Origin of the sequence: Rhizobium sp. AAP43 (assembly GCF_001296045.1) — a bacterium.
Taxonomy (GTDB): domain Bacteria; phylum Pseudomonadota; class Alphaproteobacteria; order Rhizobiales; family Rhizobiaceae; genus Allorhizobium.
In genome coordinates, this window is record NZ_LJHS01000049.1 from 49127 (window position 1) to 65302 (window position 16176).

A 16176-nucleotide genomic window follows, 5' to 3' on the forward strand; every position below is an offset into this window, starting at 1 on the left:
GTTTGTGCGGTTGTAGCTCAGTTGGTTAGAGCGCAGGTTTGTGGCACCTGAGGTCGGTGGTTCGACCCCACTCAACCGTACCATTCCTCTCTCCTCGTCAGTCTGAATGTCACAGGGACTGACGAGGAGAGAGGAAGTCTCTTTCCCATCACTTGAAGATATAGTGCTTCTGCAGGCCGAAGTTGGCGAAGGTCATCATCAGGACCGTCAATGCGTAGGCGATGAAGAACTGGCCGGTCAGCGCATTGGCGAGGAAGAACAGAACCTGTCCGATCAGGAAGGTGAAGGTCTTGGTGATGTGAAAGCGCATCCAGGTGCCCGCGAGCGATGACAGGCTGCCGGTCTTGCGCCAGGTGAAGAAGTGGTTGAGCAGATAGTTGAGCTCGATTGCGACGACCGAGGAGATCGCAAAGATCGTCTGGTCGGAAAGCGATGTCGCAAGTCTCAGCCAGGCAGAGAGCGCAAACGGTACGACGAGCGAGGTCGTGCCTACGATGGCAAACCGCACCCATTGCCTGTCCAGCACGCTTTTCAGCGCCGAAAGGGCACGACGGCCTGCGCCGGCATCCAGATTTCCATGTTCCATTTCCAGTCCTTGTCCTCGTAGATCTTCCGGTACTTCTGCGCCAGGCGTTCACGCCAGGCTGCGCTGACCGGGGGTTGGTAGGATCGGCTGCTGAGCATGACGACGGCGCCGATATCCTTGCCGTTCAAAAGCTTCAGGTCGCGATTTTGGGATAGGCGTACATCGCGAAAGCCGGCGATATCGCCCGCAAGGCACGCGAGAGGCTCTTCAGTGAAGACCATGCGGCCCGCCAGACGGTCGTGATAGATCCTGTAGAAATTCGTCAGAACGCTGTCGTCCCAGTTCAGCCGAAGCGTCAGGCTGGTGATGTTGCCGATCATGAAGATCGCGATCAGCACGGCCGCGAAGCGCCGCCATCTTCTGACATGCAGGAGGTTGGCGAGGAAAACGCCGACCAGGAAGCTCGCCGGAATGAAGATCAGGAAATAATAATGCGGATTGCGCAGCTTGATCGCCAGCAGGCTGATGAAGGCGCCAAGTAGCCAGGTCGCAAGCACCAGCTGTGCCACGTCGCGACGGCTCGACAGGAATACGTGCTCGGCCTTGCAGCGATAGACGACGAAGCCCGCGCGCAGATAAATGCAGCCTGCCACCGCCAGCCCGAGCAGGGCGGCCGCAATGCTGGGCCAGAAGACCCCATAGGCGTCGATGAAGATATTGATCGCCTGCATCAGGTCGAAATTGACCGAAGGCGACTTGGTCTTGCCCACCGCCCGCATCGTGTGGTGCAGCTGCTGGTTTATGTAATCATCCCCGCCGCGATAGAGCTGTAAGAGGCCGTAGAGAAAAATAACGACCGCCGTTACCAGGCCGGCGACGAGGAACTGTTTGCGGCGCGAAGCAAACAGCAGGAACAAGAGGCCGATCTGGATCATCTCCCAGGCGCCGATATGCTTGAAGATCACCACCCAGCCGGCGAGGAAGCCGGCAAGTGCGGCAGCCTTGTAGGTGCCGCTGAGAAGCGTGGCGATCAATGCCAGCTGGGTCAGTGCCACGATCACGAATTGCACATTCTCGAACCAGCCGATCCGGCCGGAAATCAGGTTCCACAGATCCAGGCAGGCGAACAGCATGCCGAACGTCACGGTCGCCAGTGACAGCTTGCCGAACCTGTACAGGCCGGCTGCAAAAACAGCCATCGCTAGTCCCATGCAGAAGTTGTTCAGGCTCCGGTTCAGCAGAAGGAAATCCGGATTGTCGAAGGCGTGGCTCAGAAGTCCCGAAAGATAAAAATAGAAGGGAGGGTGCCAACCATAGAATTGTCCTTCGCGACTAATATCAGCAACGTGTTTAAGCTCAAATTCTTTATTAAGATTCTCAGTGATACAAGCATAGACAGACTCATCCCATTCAACTCCAGGAAAGTTTGAAGAAATGAGCAAATGGAAAGCAAGATAAATACCTAGGGTTGCACAGATATACGTAAATACGCGCAGTTTGTGCTTTGTGAACAAAAAAATGTCAACTTGTAATGTATTGGGCATCTATTTGCATGTTAAGCGTTGTCATCGTTACCCGAAATGAATCCCTTGCTATTCGTGATGTGCTCGCGTCCGTGGTCAGCACATTGTCCTCCATCCCCAGCACCTCGGCCCGTCGGCACGAGATCGTCCTTGTCGACGACTCCGACGATCTGTCGACGATAGACGCGGCGCGCCAGGCATTGATGGGCGAGAAGCGCATCGACCTGAACCTTGTCCATCGCAGTCCCGGCGAGCGGGACGGTTTGACCGGAGCCATTCTCTTCGGCCTTCGTGTTTCGGCGAATGCCCGTGTCGTCGTCATGGACGGAGACGGACAGCATCCGACGGACATGCTGGTCAATCTCGCGCAGCAGCTCTCCAGCAGTTCCGTTGTCTTCGCGAGTCGTTATATTCACATCAATGGAGATGCAGGCTTGTCCCACGCTATCCGTCGCGTGGCATCCCGCACGATCAATCGTTTCCTGATCGGCACGCTCGGCAAGTATATCTGCTGCACAGACCCGTTGTCCGGCTTCTTTGCTGTCGACAAATCTGCCGTGACCTTGCCGTCAACATCGCACGGTGGCTGGAAGGCAGGCTTCCTGATCCTCACTCACAATCTGGCGGATCGGCGTGCCGAGCTGAAATACAGTGAGGTCGGCTTTTCGATCGCCCCGCGCCTTGCGGGTGAATCGAAACTGTCGCTGCGCACGTCCTTCCGCATCCTGTGGGAGTTGCGTTGCGCTGCAAGGATGCTGGCGTGAGGCGACGCATAGCGATCATCGTTCCGACCTTCTCAATCGATCAGGCCCTGGAACGCAATCTCGAGCGCTGGCTGGCGCTCGAGGCCATCGCGGATATCTCGATCGTCTTGGTGGGCGGGCAGGAGGGTGAGGCGGTCTCGCCGACCTTGCAGCGCTCCTGCGATTGCGTCCCCTTCCACCGGCCGGCAAGCTGGATCGGCAGGGACGCCAATGCGCGGCGAAGCCTTGGCCTGAAATGCGCACTGGCACACCATGCTCCTGATTTCGTCTTGATGACGGATCGCAAGGTGTCGCCGACCCAATCTGCGATCGATTGCATTACGCGCTGGGTCCGTCTGGCCGATCCCGATTATTTCGGAGCGCTCGCCGGACACTACCGCGATACGGCGCAGCGTCGTGACCCCTGGTCGAATTTTCTCGCCCGCTATGCCGATCATGCGCTGGTGCGCAAGAATCCCGATTTTGGCACGCAGGGGTATCTCCTGTCGCTCGAAAACGAGAACGAGGGCGACAGCTGGCCTGTAACCGGGGCACTGATGTTCACCCGGGCCACGGCAGAGCTTTTGGAGAGGGCAGGCGGTTTCCCGGAAAGTTTCCGCGTGTCCTACGAAGACTATTCCACCGTTCGTCTCCTGATCGAGCGCGGCGTTGAGATTGATTGCCATCCCGACTTTCTTGTCGAGCATACCAATCGCAATACGCTTCAGGACTTTGCCCGGGAGTATCTGCGCACTGGCTGGGCTGCCGCCCAGTTCCGGCGTGTCTATCCGCGCTCGGATTTTGGCCGCAGGCGCCTGGTCCAGGCTCAAGCATCCATGCTCGCCCTGATTGCGGGGTTGCTGCTGATGCTTGCCTCCCCACTCATCGCCGTGGCTGTTGCTCTCATTGCGCTGCTCGGCTTCGGTGCCTTGAATGCCTGGCGATCACGACTGCCAGAGGCGCTGTTTTTCGGTCCGGTCTTTGCCGTGTGCCTCACCGCCTTCGCCTGCGGCTATGGCCTTCACCTCCTTCGTCGAGGCAGGTTGGGTCCTTTGGAAGGCAAACTGTTGTTCCAGGCCTGATCGGGCGACGTCCCGTCAGCCCAGGGCGCCTCTCATGCCGGATCCACTGTGACGTCCTTGAAATGGACTTCGGTGTTGCCGCGCTCCGGGTCCTTGCCGACATCCCATCGATAGACGCCGTGTTTAACGTAAACGGCGTCTCCCTCGATCACATTCGGACCGCGATAGGAAAACACTTGGCGCCCGTCGATCTCAACGGTCACGCGGCCCTTTGATGTGTCCGACCAATAGGCCTGAATATCAATATCGTGCCACCGGCCCCTCAGCTGCTGGGCCGGTATGATCACTGGCTGGCGGCTTTTCGATTGTGCGCCATCCCACTGACCAAGTTTGAAGCTGTGATCCATCTTCAGGCGCAGGTCCGCGCTATCGCGCAGGAACAGGTCGAGCGCCGGAAAAGAGCCCGGCACCTTGATCTGGAACACGGTGACACCCATGCCGCCGCGCGGTGCTGAGAAATTCTGCGGAAAGAAGATCTTGGCCCGATAGTGCATGCCACGAGGCGGTTGCGCCGAGAGTGGCATCTTGTCTTCGAGTGACGTGCGCTCTGCGCGCTCCCGATCATGATCGCAATCGTTGAAGCCAGCGCGCGCGCCGCAATCGTTCTTGTCGACGCTGAATTTGAAAATGCCCGACTGCTGGACTTCAACGGTCTCGGGCGGGGTGCCGGCTTCAATGAGGAAGTCGGGCGTGTAGCTGTCGATCGGCAGGGATGCGACCGTCAGGCCGACAAAACCGACCACGCCATAGAGGATAAGAGCGTTCCAGTGCAGCGCGCCCATGATCCCCCTTTCGCGTCCTATGCCGGGTGTTCCGGCCCTGTGAAGGCAATGCCGTTTTGAATAACAGCATATTTGGTTGCGCTCACATTAGGCCGGACACGGGCAGGACGCAATCCACCTTCGGGGGTGGAGCGTCACTGACGCGAATGCTGGTTAATCGCAGACCCTGCGAAAAGCCGGAGTTCAGGCGACCGTCTTTACCCAGTTGTAAGGGTCGGCAACGCTGCCGCGCTGGATTCCGGTCAGCTGGTTGCGCAGTTTTTCCGTCTCGAAGCCGGTGCCGGCATTGCCGATGACGAACTCACCTTCGGGATGGCGTACCGTACCGATCGCTGCGACTACAGCAGCTGTACCGCAGGCAAAGGCCTCGCGCAGCTTGCCGCTCTTGGCATCGGCCATCCACTCTTCGAACGAGTAGGGACGTTCGATCACATTCAATCCGTTGTCGGTGGCAAGCTTGATGATCGAATTGCGCGTGATACCGGGCAGGATCGTGCCGGAGAGCGGCGGCGTGACGACGCTGTTGTCATCCATGACGAAAAACACATTCATGCCGCCCAGTTCTTCGATCCACTTGTGCTCGGCAGCATCAAGGAAAACGACTTGGTCGCAACCGCGGCTCGATGCTTCCTTCTGGGCGAGAAGGCTGGCTGCGTAGTTGCCGCCGCACTTCGCAGCGCCCGTGCCGCCCGGTGCGGCGCGCGTGTAGTGCTCACTGACCCAGAGGGTTACCGGCTTGCTGCCGCCCTTGAAATAGGGACCGACCGGCGAGGCGATGACGCAGAAAATGTATTCGCGCGACGGGCGCACACCGAGAAAGGCTTCGCTGGCGAACATGAAGGGGCGCAGATAAAGGCTGCCTTCGCCTTCCGGCACCCACTTGGCGTCGATCTTGACCAGTTCCTCGACAGCCTTGAGGAACAGCTCTTCCGGCACCTCCGGCATCGCCATGCGCTCGGCCGAGCGGTTGAATCGTCGGGCATTTTCTTCCGGGCGGAACAGGGTGATGCGGCCATCTGCGCCCTTGTAGGCCTTCATGCCCTCGAAGATTTCCTGGGCATAATGCAGGACGCTTGCCGCCGGGTCGACCTGGAACGGTTTGCGCGCGCTGATCTCCGCATCGTGCCAGCCGGTATCGACATGCCAGCGCACCACCGCCATGTGGTCGGTAAACAGGGTGCCGAAGCCGAGGTTTTCAAACGCCTTCAGCCGGTCGGCTTCGGCCATGGGCGCGGTATTCGGAACGATCTGGAAGTCGAGCATTGCGGATGTGCTGGTCATGAGGAGCCTGTGTCTGAAATGGTCGCATGTCGATTGGGTGGCCTCGCCGCAGCGCGTCGAGGTCTGTCTGTGCCGTGGTTTGTGCGGTTCCGCAGGCGTTTGTCAACCGAAACCATGACGCCGCATTGCAGCAAAATGCCTTGATGGGCAGGGGGTGTCGCGGATCGGTTAGCCACAGACCCAGCCAGCGGTCACGGGCGGTTCATGCGATGATCAGGCGAGCGATAAACCAGACCCCGGCAAGCGCAATGGCCGCCCCGAGGGCCTGGATCAGTCGACCCTGAGCGATCGGCTTCAGCACGGCGCCAATGGCGATCCCGATAACATGAATCACGCCCGTCGAAACGACGAAGCCGACGGTGAAGGCGGCCGGATCGACGGCGCGCGGCGCCAATACGCCATGCGGAATGCCGTGCAGGATGGCAAAGACGGAGATGAGCGCCAACGCAATCCAGTCCGGGGCTTTCCATTCCAAAGCAATGACGCCCCCGAGCACAAAGACTGACAGGGCGATCCCCGCCTGAACGGGGCCGGCGGGCAGCACGCCGAGCATGCCCAGAACGCCGCCGAGGCACATGATCAGCGGAAAGGTCGCCGGCAGTGTCCAGACCGATCGACCGCCCATCTGAGCGCCCCAGAGCCCCACCGCCAGCATCGCAAGGAGGTGGTCGAAACCGGCGAGTGGATGGCCGAAACCAGAACCGAAGCCGCCTAGCGGACCGTCCATCACATGCGCTTCGGCGATCGAGGGAAGGCACAGGCTGCCGATTGCGACGAGGGCCGGTATCGAAATGCGCAGTGCGGCGGGCGGCAATAGGGTGTGTGCTGTCATCCTCATGCAATGTCTCTTTCTTGATCTCGTGACGCTCATCTGTCGACAGGCAGGCGAGAGGGAGCGTAATTCGTCTACAGTTTCGCCCGATTCGGATATAGACTCGGCGGGGCAGCCTTTGCCATCCCTAGGCTGGCGGATGCATCCTGAGGAGAACACGCACGGTGTCACCGTTTAAAATCTCGCATGTTTGGGCTTTGGTCCTGATCCTTTTGATACCCTCCGTCGCGGAAGCGCATTTGCTCACGGGCGAGGGCGGTGGTTTTCTGCACGGCTTCGAACATCCGTTGTCGGGCCTGGATCACATGCTGGCCATGTTCTGCGTTGGTCTTTGGGGTGCGCAAATGGGTGGGCGCTCTGTGTGGAGCCTGCCGATTGCCTTCCCGCTGATCATGGTCGCGGGCGGCGTCTTGGGCATTGCCGGTGTTCCGCTGCCAGCGGTTGAAAGCGGCATCGCGCTCTCCATTGTCGTCCTTGGCCTCGCGATTGCCCTTCTGTGGCGTCCGCCGGAATGGTTGGCCTTGGTGGTGATCGGCGTTTTCGCGATTTTCCATGGCTATGCGCATGGTGCCGAATTGCCAAATGCCGCGGATCCTGCCGATTATGCTTTCGGTTTCGTCGTTGCCACGGGTCTCATCCATCTTGCCGGCATAGCTGTCGGCCTGGGTTTCCTGAAGGTTCAGAAGGGCCAGCTCGCGCGCGCCCTGGGGGGTGTCATCAGTCTCGGCGGCATCTATTTTTTCGTCTCCTGATGGCGGATGTCTGGTGCAGGCTCTGGCTATTCCTGCCACTCGCGCTTGTCAGTGGGCTCATTGCCTATTGGATCGGGCCTGGTCTTTCCGATGGCAGCTCGGCCTTCGCGGCCATTCTGACGGTCGAGCATATCCTGCCTCTGGTCGGGCTCGGTCTGCTCTTCGGTCAAGTATCGAACCGCATTCGCCTGGCTGCATGCCTCATGCTGGCCGTTGGCGGGCTAGTGGGGATCACGTTTCGCGAGGCGTTTTACCTCTTGCTATCGCCGGTGCCCGGTGCCGCCTCGCACCTCTTCCTGACTGGCCCGATTGCCAGCGCCCTGGCCGGCATGGCGCTTGTTCTGCCGCCGCGATACAGGCCGCCCGTGTTTATCCTGGTGGCGCCCGTGATTGGCGGTGCAAGCGCGCTTGCCACTTGGCTTGGCGATCCGGCTCTTTTCGCACCCTTGTACCTGCCGTCGGCATTCACCCTGCAGGCACTGCTGGTTGTTTGCATAGCGGTCCCGGCCGCGCAGTTTCGGGCTGTGCCTGCGATCACCGCTTCGCGGATCGTCGCCAGCTGGATGATTGCGGTGGCTCTCCTCTACGGCGGAGCCTATCTGGCCGGCAAGGATCGCGACCTCATGCCGCCGACTCTGGCGCGCCTGCCGGTCGAGGGCGCTTTTCCGGGTTTTGACGGCTTGCCGCCGCCGGAGGCGTTTCGATGATCAACCGCATGGAGCTTATTGCCCTGACCATCGTGAGTTTTCTGGCTGGCGCTGGCGCGTCTTCTGCGCATCCCGATGTGTCAGTCGCCAGTCGGATACTGCTCGACCTGGACGGAGGGCGTTTGACAGGTTTCGCGACGTTGATGGGCTTCGACACAGGCACCAGCCGTCGGCTTTTCATCCAGGCCGATCACGATGCCGATGGTCAGCTTTCGATATCCGAAACCGAGGACCTCAAGCAGGTCATGCTGGAGCGATTGAAGAGAATGTCCGCTTTCACGGAAGTTAAACGTGAAGCGCAAGCGATCGCTCTGCCTGACATCTCCTTCAGCCGGCTTGTTTACGCCGATGGGGCCCTTCGCCTCACACTCGCCTATCGGTTTCCAGAGCCTGTCGAAGTGAGCGGCAAGGGTGTCGACATCCTCCTGCGCGACCGGGATCTCGCGCTCGCTTTCCGGTTGGACCCGCAATTGCCGGTGGTTCTGCGCGGTGAGGCCGCTGGCTGTGCAGCAACCGTCGCGCGCCGGGCGGAGGAAGCCTATTTCGGCGGTCTCGTGGTGCCGGACGTCGTTACGCTCACCTGCCGCTGACACTATCAGATCAGCCAAACATCCCGCGCTCGCCTTCCACCGCATCCTGCAGGAACTGCACGACTGCACGGACACGCACCAACTCGCGTGCGCTTTCGTGGAAAGTCGTCCAGTAGGCGCGGCGCAGAGTTATGTCCGGCATGACCCGAACCAGGGCGTCATGCTGGCGAGCGATGTAGCTGTGCAGGATCCCGATCCCGGCCCCGGCCAGGACAGCTTCGGTCTGGCCAATCGCCGACGAAATCTCGAAGCCGGCATTCCAGTCGCGCATCACTTCACCGGTGAAATTGAGCGAGGGCGTGAAGATCAGGTCTTCCACGTAGCCCACCCGGCGATGGCTCTTCAGCTCTTCAGCTGTTTGCGGAAGGCCGTATTTCCCGACATAGTCGCGCGAGGCGTAGAGACCGAGCGTGTAGTCGACCAGCTTCGACGAGACGAGCCGCCCCTGGTCCGGCCGCTCCAGCGTGACCGCAATGTCCGCCTCGCGTTGGGAAAGCGAAAACGAGCGCGGCACGGGCACAAGCTGGATTTTCAGTTCCGGATGTTTCTCGATCAGCGCGCCGAGCCGGGCTGCCAGGAAAAACACGCCGAACCCATCCGGCGCGCCAATGCGCACGGTGCCGGCAACTTGCGTATCGGTCCGCCCGAGCCGCGCCTGCACCTCCAGCATTTCGGTTTCCATGCGCTCGGCCGAAAAGAGAAAGGCCTCGCCCTCAGCCGTCAACTCGCAGCCATTTGTCCGGCGGATGAAGAGCCGTGTCTTGAGCGCCGTTTCCAGCGCTGTCAGCCGGCGCGACAACGTGGCATGGTTGAGCCCCATGCGCCGAGAGGCGGCGAGGATCTGCCCCGTACGCGCCACGGCGAGGAAAATTCGCACATCATCCCAGTTCATGTCACTGCCACTTCAAATTCTGCACAACAGATGCGTAAATGATCGCGTTGATTTGTGCAAATCAAAGCGCATACTGCCTCCATAACAATCCAGGAGGAAACCCATGTATCAGGTCGGTCATTTCATCGGCGGCAAGCATGTCGCCGGCACTTCGGGTCGCAAGCAAGGCATCTACAATCCGGCAACCGGCGAAGTGCAGGGCGAAGTTTCGCTGGCCAGCGCCGAAGAGTTGAACGCTGCTGTCGAGAACGCCAAGGCCGCCCAGGCCAAGTGGGCTGCCACGAACCCGCAGCGCCGCGCCCGCGTCTTCATGAAGTTCGTCGCTCTGCTGAACGAGAATATGGACAGCCTCGCCGAGACGCTGTCGCGCGAACACGGCAAGACCATCGAGGACGCGAAGGGCGATATCGTCCGCGGCCTGGAAGTCTGCGAATTCGTCATCGGCATACCGCATCTGTCGAAGAGCGAGTTCACCGAAGGTGCTGGCCCCAACATCGACATGTACTCGATCCGCCAGCCGGTTGGCATCGGCGCCGGCATCACACCATTCAACTTCCCGGCCATGATCCCGATGTGGATGTTTGCCCCGGCGATTGCCTGCGGCAATGCTTTCATCCTGAAGCCGTCTGAGCGCGACCCGTCTGTTCCGATCCGCCTTGCCGAACTGATGATCGAGGCAGGTCTCCCGGCCGGTATCCTCAACGTCGTCAATGGTGACAAGTCGGCGGTTGATGGCCTGCTGACCCATCCGGACATCTCGGCCGTCTCCTTCGTCGGCTCGACCCCGATCGCCCGCTACGTCTATGGAACGGCCGCCATGAACGGCAAGCGCGCCCAGTGCTTCGGTGGCGCCAAGAACCACATGATCATCATGCCCGACGCCGATCTCGACCAGGCCGCCCAAGCGCTAATGGGCGCTGGCTACGGCTCGGCCGGCGAGCGTTGCATGGCAATCTCTGTTGCTGTTCCGGTTGGCGAAGAGACGGCAAACCGCCTGATCGAAAAGCTGACCCCGATGGTCGAATCCTTGCGCATCGGTCCTTATACCGATGACAAGGCCGATCTTGGCCCTGTCATCACCAAGGAAGCCCAGGCGCGCATCAAGGGCCTGATTGACAGTGGTGTTGAAGCCGGCGCCAAGCTCGTGGTCGATGGCCGCGATTTTAAGCTTCAGGGCTACGAAAACGGCTACTTCGTCGGCGGCTGCCTGTTCGACAACGTGACCCCCGACATGGATATCTACAAGACCGAAATCTTCGGCCCGGTCCTGTCGGTCGTGCGTGCCAAGACCTATGAGGAAGCCCTCGACCTGCCGATGAAGCACGAATACGGCAATGGCGTCGCGATCTACACCCGAGACGGTGACGCTGCCCGTGACTTCGCCAGCCGCATCAACATCGGCATGGTCGGAATCAACGTGCCGATCCCGGTTCCGCTCGCCTACCACTCTTTCGGTGGCTGGAAGGCCTCCTCCTTCGGCGATCTCAACCAGCATGGTACGGACTCGATCAAGTTCTGGACCCGCACTAAGACGGTCACCTCGCGTTGGCCGTCCGGCATCAAGGACGGTGCCGAGTTCGTGATGCCGACGATGAAGTGATGCCGGACGATTGCTTGTCTCGACGTCCCCGCGGTTCTTCGCTTGCTGCGGGCGTCGGACGGGCATCAAGGACGGTGCCGCATTCGTCATGCCGATGACGTAGTGATATGCACAACGCGCATCAGTTATCCTTGGAAAGGTGGGGGTAAAACCCCGCCTTTTCTCTTGGCCGTTAAGTATTTCTTCAGCTGTGATGCTGTGCGTGTCGCAAATCACTTGAGATCGGATATGCCTCGTGATCATAAGGCCTAGCTGCCGCCATCTGGGGAGATGGTGGCACTTTATTTGTGATCAGAAGAGAGGTTTGTCTCATGCTGCAAGCAGCAACAGCACCGACGGGCGTACTGCACCGTGGTGAATTCCGCGGCAACGCAAAAGAGTATTTCGGTATCTGGATTGTTAACATCCTGCTGACGATCGTCACGCTCGGCATTTATTCGGCCTGGGCCAAGGTCCGTCGCAATCGCTATTTCTACGGCAACACCTTCTTTGATGGTCACTCCTTCGACTACCATGCCAAGGGTCTGCAAATCCTGATCGGTCGCGGTATCGTCATCGGTTATCTCGCCGCCTACAACATCATGCTGCAGTTCTACCCGATTGCCGGCATCCTCCTCGGTTTGCTGATGTTGTTTGCGCTGCCGTGGATCGTCATGCGCAGCCTGCGCTTCAACGCCCGCGTTACCAGCTATCGCAACATCCGCTTTGACTTTGTCGGCAAGGTCGGCGGCGCCTTCTTCGCCATCATCGTCGGCAGCCTCGTGGCCACCTTCTCGCTCGGCATTCTGGCGCCCTTTGCCAGCCGCTGGCTCTATCGCTACGTCTTCAACAACATTCGCTATGGCGACCGCGCTTTGGAAAGCGATCCCCAGATCGGCGCTCTCTACCGCGTGTGGATCCCGGCATTTGTGCTGGGACTGGTCGGCGTCGCCATTGCCGGTCTGGTTGGTCTTGCCAGCTTCGCCTCGTTCGAGGACGGTACCATGGATGAGGTGCAGATCATCATGGCGGTCTATGGTGTGATGATCCCGTTCTTCGTCCTGTTTGCCATCGGCACCATCTTCTACCGCGTCGGCGTGCGCAATGTGGCCCTGAGCTCCACAATCTTCGACGGCCGCCATCGCCTGATGTCGGATATGGGCCGCCTGCGCTACTTCTGGATCATCATCTCGAACTTCCTCGTCTCGATGATCAGTTTCGGCCTGATGCGGCCTTGGGCTGCCGTGCGCGAAACGCGTTACGCTGTTGAGCACACGGGAATTATCGTCGATGGTCAGTTCTCCGATGTGATAGCCTCGATCGAAGCGTCCGGCTCGGCCGTGACGGCGGAGTATCTCGATATCGAAGGATTCGACTTTGGCTTCTGACGACAAGCGTATTGCCCTTGGACGCTGGCACCCTCCGGGTGCCAGCAGGAGTTCCGGGGCCGAGATCCTGGCCGAGGGCAAGACGCTCTATGTCAGGCTCGAAGGAGAGGTCGCCGATCCGGTTACGGTCGGCGATCTTTCGCGTCTGGATATCTCCGATCGCATCGGCCGCGTGCCGCGCCGGATTACCTTTCCCGACGGCTCGATGTTCGAGACGGACGACAATGCAGCTCTCGACGATTGGCTGAGCCGCCATCGCAGCACTGGTTTCGTCCACAAGCTGGAAGCCTTCCATCCGCGTCTCATTGCCTTCGTTATCGCCGTCTTCCTCTTGGCAGGCGGCATCTATCGCTATGCGCTTCCCGCCATGGTCGAGGTAGCGGTGCTGGTGACGCCACCGGCGGCCACCGAATGGATGGCCTCGGGCGCTCTCACCACACTGGATAAGGCTGTCTTCGAGGAGACCGAACTTCCTGAGGCACGTCAGAAGGAGATTCTTGACGCCTTCCATCAGGTGGCGGATGTCTCCGCAAAGGGGCGCGACGCCTATACCCTGAACTTCCGAAGCGGTGGCCTCATCGGGCCAAATGCCTTCGCGCTTCCCGACGGCAATCTGGTCATAACCGACGAGCTGATCGAACTGGCCGGCACCGACATGGACATGATCCTGGGTGTGCTTGCCCATGAGATCGGTCATGTCGAGCAAAAGCATTCGCTGCGTCAGATGTACCGCGCAGCTGGCATGACTGGCCTGATCATGCTGATCGCCGGTGATATTGGCACGGCGGCCGAGGATGTTCTGACCGGCGGTGCCGCCCTCATGACCATGTCGCATTCGCGCGGAGCCGAGAATGAGGCGGACCGGATTTCGGTCGAACTCATGGCCAAGGCAGGGCGTGATCCGCGCGCTGTCGGCCGCTTCTTCGAAAAGCTGGAAAAGGAATTGGGCCTCGACGGGGATGAGGGCTCAATGCTCTCCACCCATCCGCCAACGGCTGAACGCAAGCAGGCGATCGAAGCCCATGCGCTGGAATTGGGCTTCCCGGCACAATGAGGCCTCAGTAGCCCCGGCTGCCTGAATTTCCAAGGTCTAGCGAGGCGATGACGTGAAGGTCATCGCCTCGTTTGCATGAAGAAGATGGTGATTGGCCACCATTGACCGCCATTGACTGCCTATGTGCCGGTCTTGGCGCCGGTCCAGCGATACCCATTGTCTGGACGCTCTTCAGCCTTTGTCAGACCTCCATCGTGCCAGCTGCCTTCGAAGGCCCAGAAATCCCCGGTAAAGCGCAGCACAAGGCCGCCGCTGCCATATGCATCGTTCCAGGTGCAGCGGAGGATCGGAGCCGTGAAGGCACAATCCGTCAGCGTACCCTCGATCGCGCTTCCCATATCCTCGAAAATGTAGCTGCCGCTGATCGCGCCATCGGGCCGGACCGTCAACGACGTGGTGCCCCGGGTATTGCTGCCGCCAGACCAGATGAAGCCCTGATATGTTCCTTCAAGGCCCGGATTGGCCAAAGTGGGAGAGGGTGCTGTAAGGCTGGCCGAAAAAGCAAGAAGCAAGATAAAACGGCGCACGCGGGTCTCCATAATCGAAACGCCGGCACGCTATCACCGCCGCAAACCCGGTCAACGACGGCTTGACCTCGGCCATGCCGATGATTGTCGTCGGTCACAGAGGCCGTTCCGACAAAAAAAGGAGCAGCCGAAGCTGCCCCTTTCCCATCGTGCAAGCAATGCCTGCGGCTTACTGCGTCGGGCCGTCGTTGAGGCCGACCTTGTCCACCAGTTCGGACGCCGTCTTGCGGTTGGCGGCGATATCAGCGAGCGGCAGGGTGTCCGGCTTGATCGCGCCGAAGCCGGCAACGATAGCCGAGGCCTTGGCATTCGGCCCAACAGGATATTCGAAGACCTGCTCTGCATAGATGGTCTGCGCTTCGTCGGAGGCGAGGAATTCCATCAGCTTGACGGCATTGTCCTTGTTCGGCGCATTCTTGGCGAGCGCCATGCCGGAAATGTTGACATGCGTGCCGCGATCGGCGGCGTTGGGGAAGAGCACCTTAACGGCACCGGCCCATTCCTTTTCTTCCGGCTCCTTCTCGTTCGTCATCATCAGGCCGAGATAGTAGGTGTTGGCGAGACCGAGATCGCATTCGCCGGAGAAGATTGCCTTGGCCTGAGCACGGTCGTTGCCGTCAGGCTTCTTGACGAGGTTCTGCTTCAGGCCGGCAATCCACTTCTCGGTGTATTCGGCGCCATGATGGGCGACCATCGAGGCGAACAGGCCGATATTGTAGGAGTGCTGGGCATCACGCATGCAGATGCGACCCTTCCACTTCGGGTCGGCGAGTTCCTCATAGGTGATGGCATCTTCCGACACGCGCTCCTTGGAGGCGTAGAGAACGCGGCCACGCGTCGTGAGGCCAAACCAGTTGCCTTCGGGATCGCGGTACTGCGCCGGAATCTGAGCATTGATGTCGGCATCGTCGAGTGCCTGCGTCACGCCGCCATCCTTGGCTTCGGTGAGACGGGCGATATCGATCGTCAGGATCACGTCAGCTGGCGAATTCGCGCCTTCTGCGGCGATGCGCTCGACCAGACCCTTGTCGAGGAACAGAACATTCGTCTTGATGCCGGTTTCCTTGGTGAAGGCATCCATCAGCGGTTGAATGAGTTCAGGCTGGCGATAGGAATAGATGTTTACTTCGCCTTCGGCATGCGCCGTGCCAACCGTGACGGCGAGCATGGAGGCGGCGGCAAGGGCGAATGTGGTGAAACGGGTCGTGGACATGGTCAAGGGCCTCCCTTCTGATATTACTTGAGGCGCATATTCATGAATCCGGATAAGCTGTCAATCGCACTCCGGTTTGTTCACGCAGAGTTCAAATGTGAACTTGAGTATTTTGGAATTGTTCAAAACTAGAAAAGCGGCTATATAAGTAGGCAAGAAAACAGAGGAATCGTGCATGCGTTTGACAAAGCAGACAAATTACGCCGTGCGCATGTTGATGTACTGCGCCGCCAATGACGAGCAGTTGAGCCGAATTCCGGAAATCGCCAAGGCTTACGGCGTATCGGAACTCTTCCTGTTCAAGATTTTGCAGCCGTTGAACAAGGCCGGTCTGGTTGAAACCGTGCGTGGTCGCAACGGTGGCGTACGCCTTGGGCGGGCCGCCGACAAGATCACCCTGTTCGATGTTGTGCGTGTGACCGAAGACAGTTTCGCCATGGCGGAATGCTTCGAGGACGACGGTGATGTTGACTGTCCTCTGATCGACAGCTGCGGCCTTAACTCAGCGCTGCGCAAGGCATTGAACGCCTTCTTCGATGTTTTGACGGGTTATACGATCGATGATCTGGTCAAGGCTCGCCCGCAGATCAACTTCCTGCTTGGCATTGATGATCTCTCTCCCCGTCCGATGCGGGCACCCGCTGCCTGATTGTCGGCGAATAGATTGCCAATTCGAAAACCCGCCAGACTGGCGGGGTTTTTGTT

General features: G+C 59.7%; 17 protein-coding genes and 1 tRNA gene. 10 read left to right on the top strand and 8 right to left on the bottom strand.

Translation table 11 applies throughout. The features are described 5' to 3' along the window. Nucleotides 1-6: 6 nt before the first annotated feature. Nucleotides 7-83: transfer RNA gene (locus IP76_RS20365), tRNA-His, on the top strand. Between the two features lie 65 nt (nt 84-148). Here IP76_RS20365 and IP76_RS20370 read toward each other — a convergent pair. Continuing rightward, a complete protein-coding gene (locus tag IP76_RS20370; RefSeq protein WP_054160079.1) occupies nt 149-586 on the bottom strand; it encodes a GtrA family protein in 438 nt (145 codons plus the stop codon). Further along, on the bottom strand, nt 532-2070 hold the full coding sequence (locus IP76_RS20375) for a hypothetical protein (protein WP_156318662.1): 1539 nt from the start codon (nt 2068-2070) through the stop codon (nt 532-534). Before IP76_RS20375 ends, IP76_RS20370 begins: the two co-directional genes overlap by 55 nt. Nucleotides 2071-2078: 8 nt before the next feature. On the opposite strand from IP76_RS20375, the gene IP76_RS20380 reads away from it, so the two are divergent. Together IP76_RS20380 and IP76_RS20385 are read left to right on the top strand one after the other, a co-directional pair. Further along, nucleotides 2079-2813, top strand: a complete 735-nt coding sequence (locus IP76_RS20380) for a glycosyltransferase (RefSeq protein ID WP_197278393.1) — start codon at nt 2079-2081, stop codon at nt 2811-2813. Beyond that, a complete protein-coding gene (locus IP76_RS20385; protein ID WP_054160082.1) occupies nt 2810-3874 on the top strand; it encodes a glycosyltransferase family 2 protein in 1065 nt (354 codons plus the stop codon). The genes IP76_RS20380 and IP76_RS20385 overlap by 4 nt, the downstream gene beginning before the upstream one ends. 32 nt (nt 3875-3906) lie before the next feature. Here IP76_RS20385 and IP76_RS20390 read toward each other — a convergent pair whose 3' ends face one another. The 3 genes from IP76_RS20390 to IP76_RS20400 form a co-directional block, all read right to left on the bottom strand. Beyond that, on the bottom strand, nt 3907-4656 hold the full coding sequence (locus IP76_RS20390) for a heparin lyase I family protein (protein ID WP_054160083.1): 750 nt from the start codon (nt 4654-4656) through the stop codon (nt 3907-3909). Between the two features lie 183 nt (nt 4657-4839). Beyond that, a complete protein-coding gene (locus IP76_RS20395; RefSeq protein WP_054160084.1) occupies nt 4840-5937 on the bottom strand; it encodes a branched-chain amino acid aminotransferase in 1098 nt (365 codons plus the stop codon). Nucleotides 5938-6139: 202 nt separating this feature from the next. Then, nucleotides 6140-6775: a HupE/UreJ family protein gene (locus IP76_RS20400; protein ID WP_082352646.1), complete on the bottom strand. Its 636-nt coding sequence runs from the start codon at nt 6773-6775 to the stop codon at nt 6140-6142. A gap of 158 nt (nt 6776-6933) precedes the next feature. Here IP76_RS20400 and IP76_RS20405 point away from each other — a divergent pair, with 158 nt between their 5' ends. From IP76_RS20405 to IP76_RS20415, 3 genes are read left to right on the top strand one after another with little or no spacing between them, the layout of a single operon-like run. Further along, a complete protein-coding gene (locus tag IP76_RS20405; protein ID WP_156318663.1) occupies nt 6934-7521 on the top strand; it encodes a HupE/UreJ family protein in 588 nt (195 codons plus the stop codon). Further along, nucleotides 7521-8228, top strand: coding sequence for a hypothetical protein (locus tag IP76_RS20410; protein WP_054160087.1), 708 nt, complete (start codon nt 7521-7523; stop codon nt 8226-8228). Before IP76_RS20405 ends, IP76_RS20410 begins: the two co-directional genes overlap by 1 nt. Next, on the top strand, nt 8225-8818 hold the full coding sequence (locus IP76_RS20415) for a DUF1007 family protein (protein ID WP_054160088.1): 594 nt from the start codon (nt 8225-8227) through the stop codon (nt 8816-8818). The genes IP76_RS20410 and IP76_RS20415 overlap by 4 nt, the downstream gene beginning before the upstream one ends. A gap of 10 nt (nt 8819-8828) precedes the next feature. Here the strand turns inward: IP76_RS20415 and IP76_RS20420 are convergent, their stop codons facing one another. Further along, complete coding sequence (locus tag IP76_RS20420) at nt 8829-9710, bottom strand: LysR family transcriptional regulator (RefSeq protein ID WP_054160089.1); 882 nt, start codon at nt 9708-9710, stop codon at nt 8829-8831. Nucleotides 9711-9813: 103 nt separating this feature from the next. On the opposite strand from IP76_RS20420, the gene IP76_RS20425 reads away from it, so the two are divergent. The 3 genes from IP76_RS20425 to IP76_RS20435 all read left to right on the top strand — a co-directional run bounded on the left by IP76_RS20425 (nt 9814) and on the right by IP76_RS20435 (nt 13731). Next, nucleotides 9814-11310, top strand: coding sequence for a CoA-acylating methylmalonate-semialdehyde dehydrogenase (locus tag IP76_RS20425; protein WP_054160090.1), 1497 nt, complete (start codon nt 9814-9816; stop codon nt 11308-11310). A gap of 311 nt (nt 11311-11621) precedes the next feature. After that, nucleotides 11622-12677 (top strand): YjgN family protein, encoded by a 1056-nt coding sequence (locus IP76_RS20430; RefSeq protein WP_054160091.1) that lies wholly within the window; start codon nt 11622-11624, stop codon nt 12675-12677. After that, nucleotides 12667-13731 carry a M48 family metallopeptidase gene (locus IP76_RS20435; protein ID WP_054160092.1) on the top strand — a complete coding sequence of 355 codons (1065 nt, stop codon included), beginning with the start codon at nt 12667-12669 and terminating at the stop codon, nt 13729-13731. The genes IP76_RS20430 and IP76_RS20435 overlap by 11 nt, the downstream gene beginning before the upstream one ends. Before the next feature lie 119 nt (nt 13732-13850). Here the strand turns inward: IP76_RS20435 and IP76_RS20440 are convergent, their stop codons facing one another. Next, the gene (locus IP76_RS20440; RefSeq protein ID WP_156318664.1) at nt 13851-14258 is read right to left on the bottom strand and encodes a hypothetical protein; all 408 of its coding nucleotides are present in this window, start codon (nt 14256-14258) and stop codon (nt 13851-13853) included. A 169-nt stretch (nt 14259-14427) separates the two neighbouring features. Then, on the bottom strand, nt 14428-15426 hold the full coding sequence (locus tag IP76_RS20445) for a Fe(3+) ABC transporter substrate-binding protein (RefSeq protein WP_245281524.1): 999 nt from the start codon (nt 15424-15426) through the stop codon (nt 14428-14430). Nucleotides 15427-15646: 220 nt separating this feature from the next. Here IP76_RS20445 and rirA point away from each other — a divergent pair, with 220 nt between their 5' ends. After that, nucleotides 15647-16120: an iron-responsive transcriptional regulator RirA gene (gene rirA / locus IP76_RS20450; RefSeq protein ID WP_054160095.1), complete on the top strand. Its 474-nt coding sequence runs from the start codon at nt 15647-15649 to the stop codon at nt 16118-16120. Nucleotides 16121-16176 lie beyond the last annotated feature (56 nt).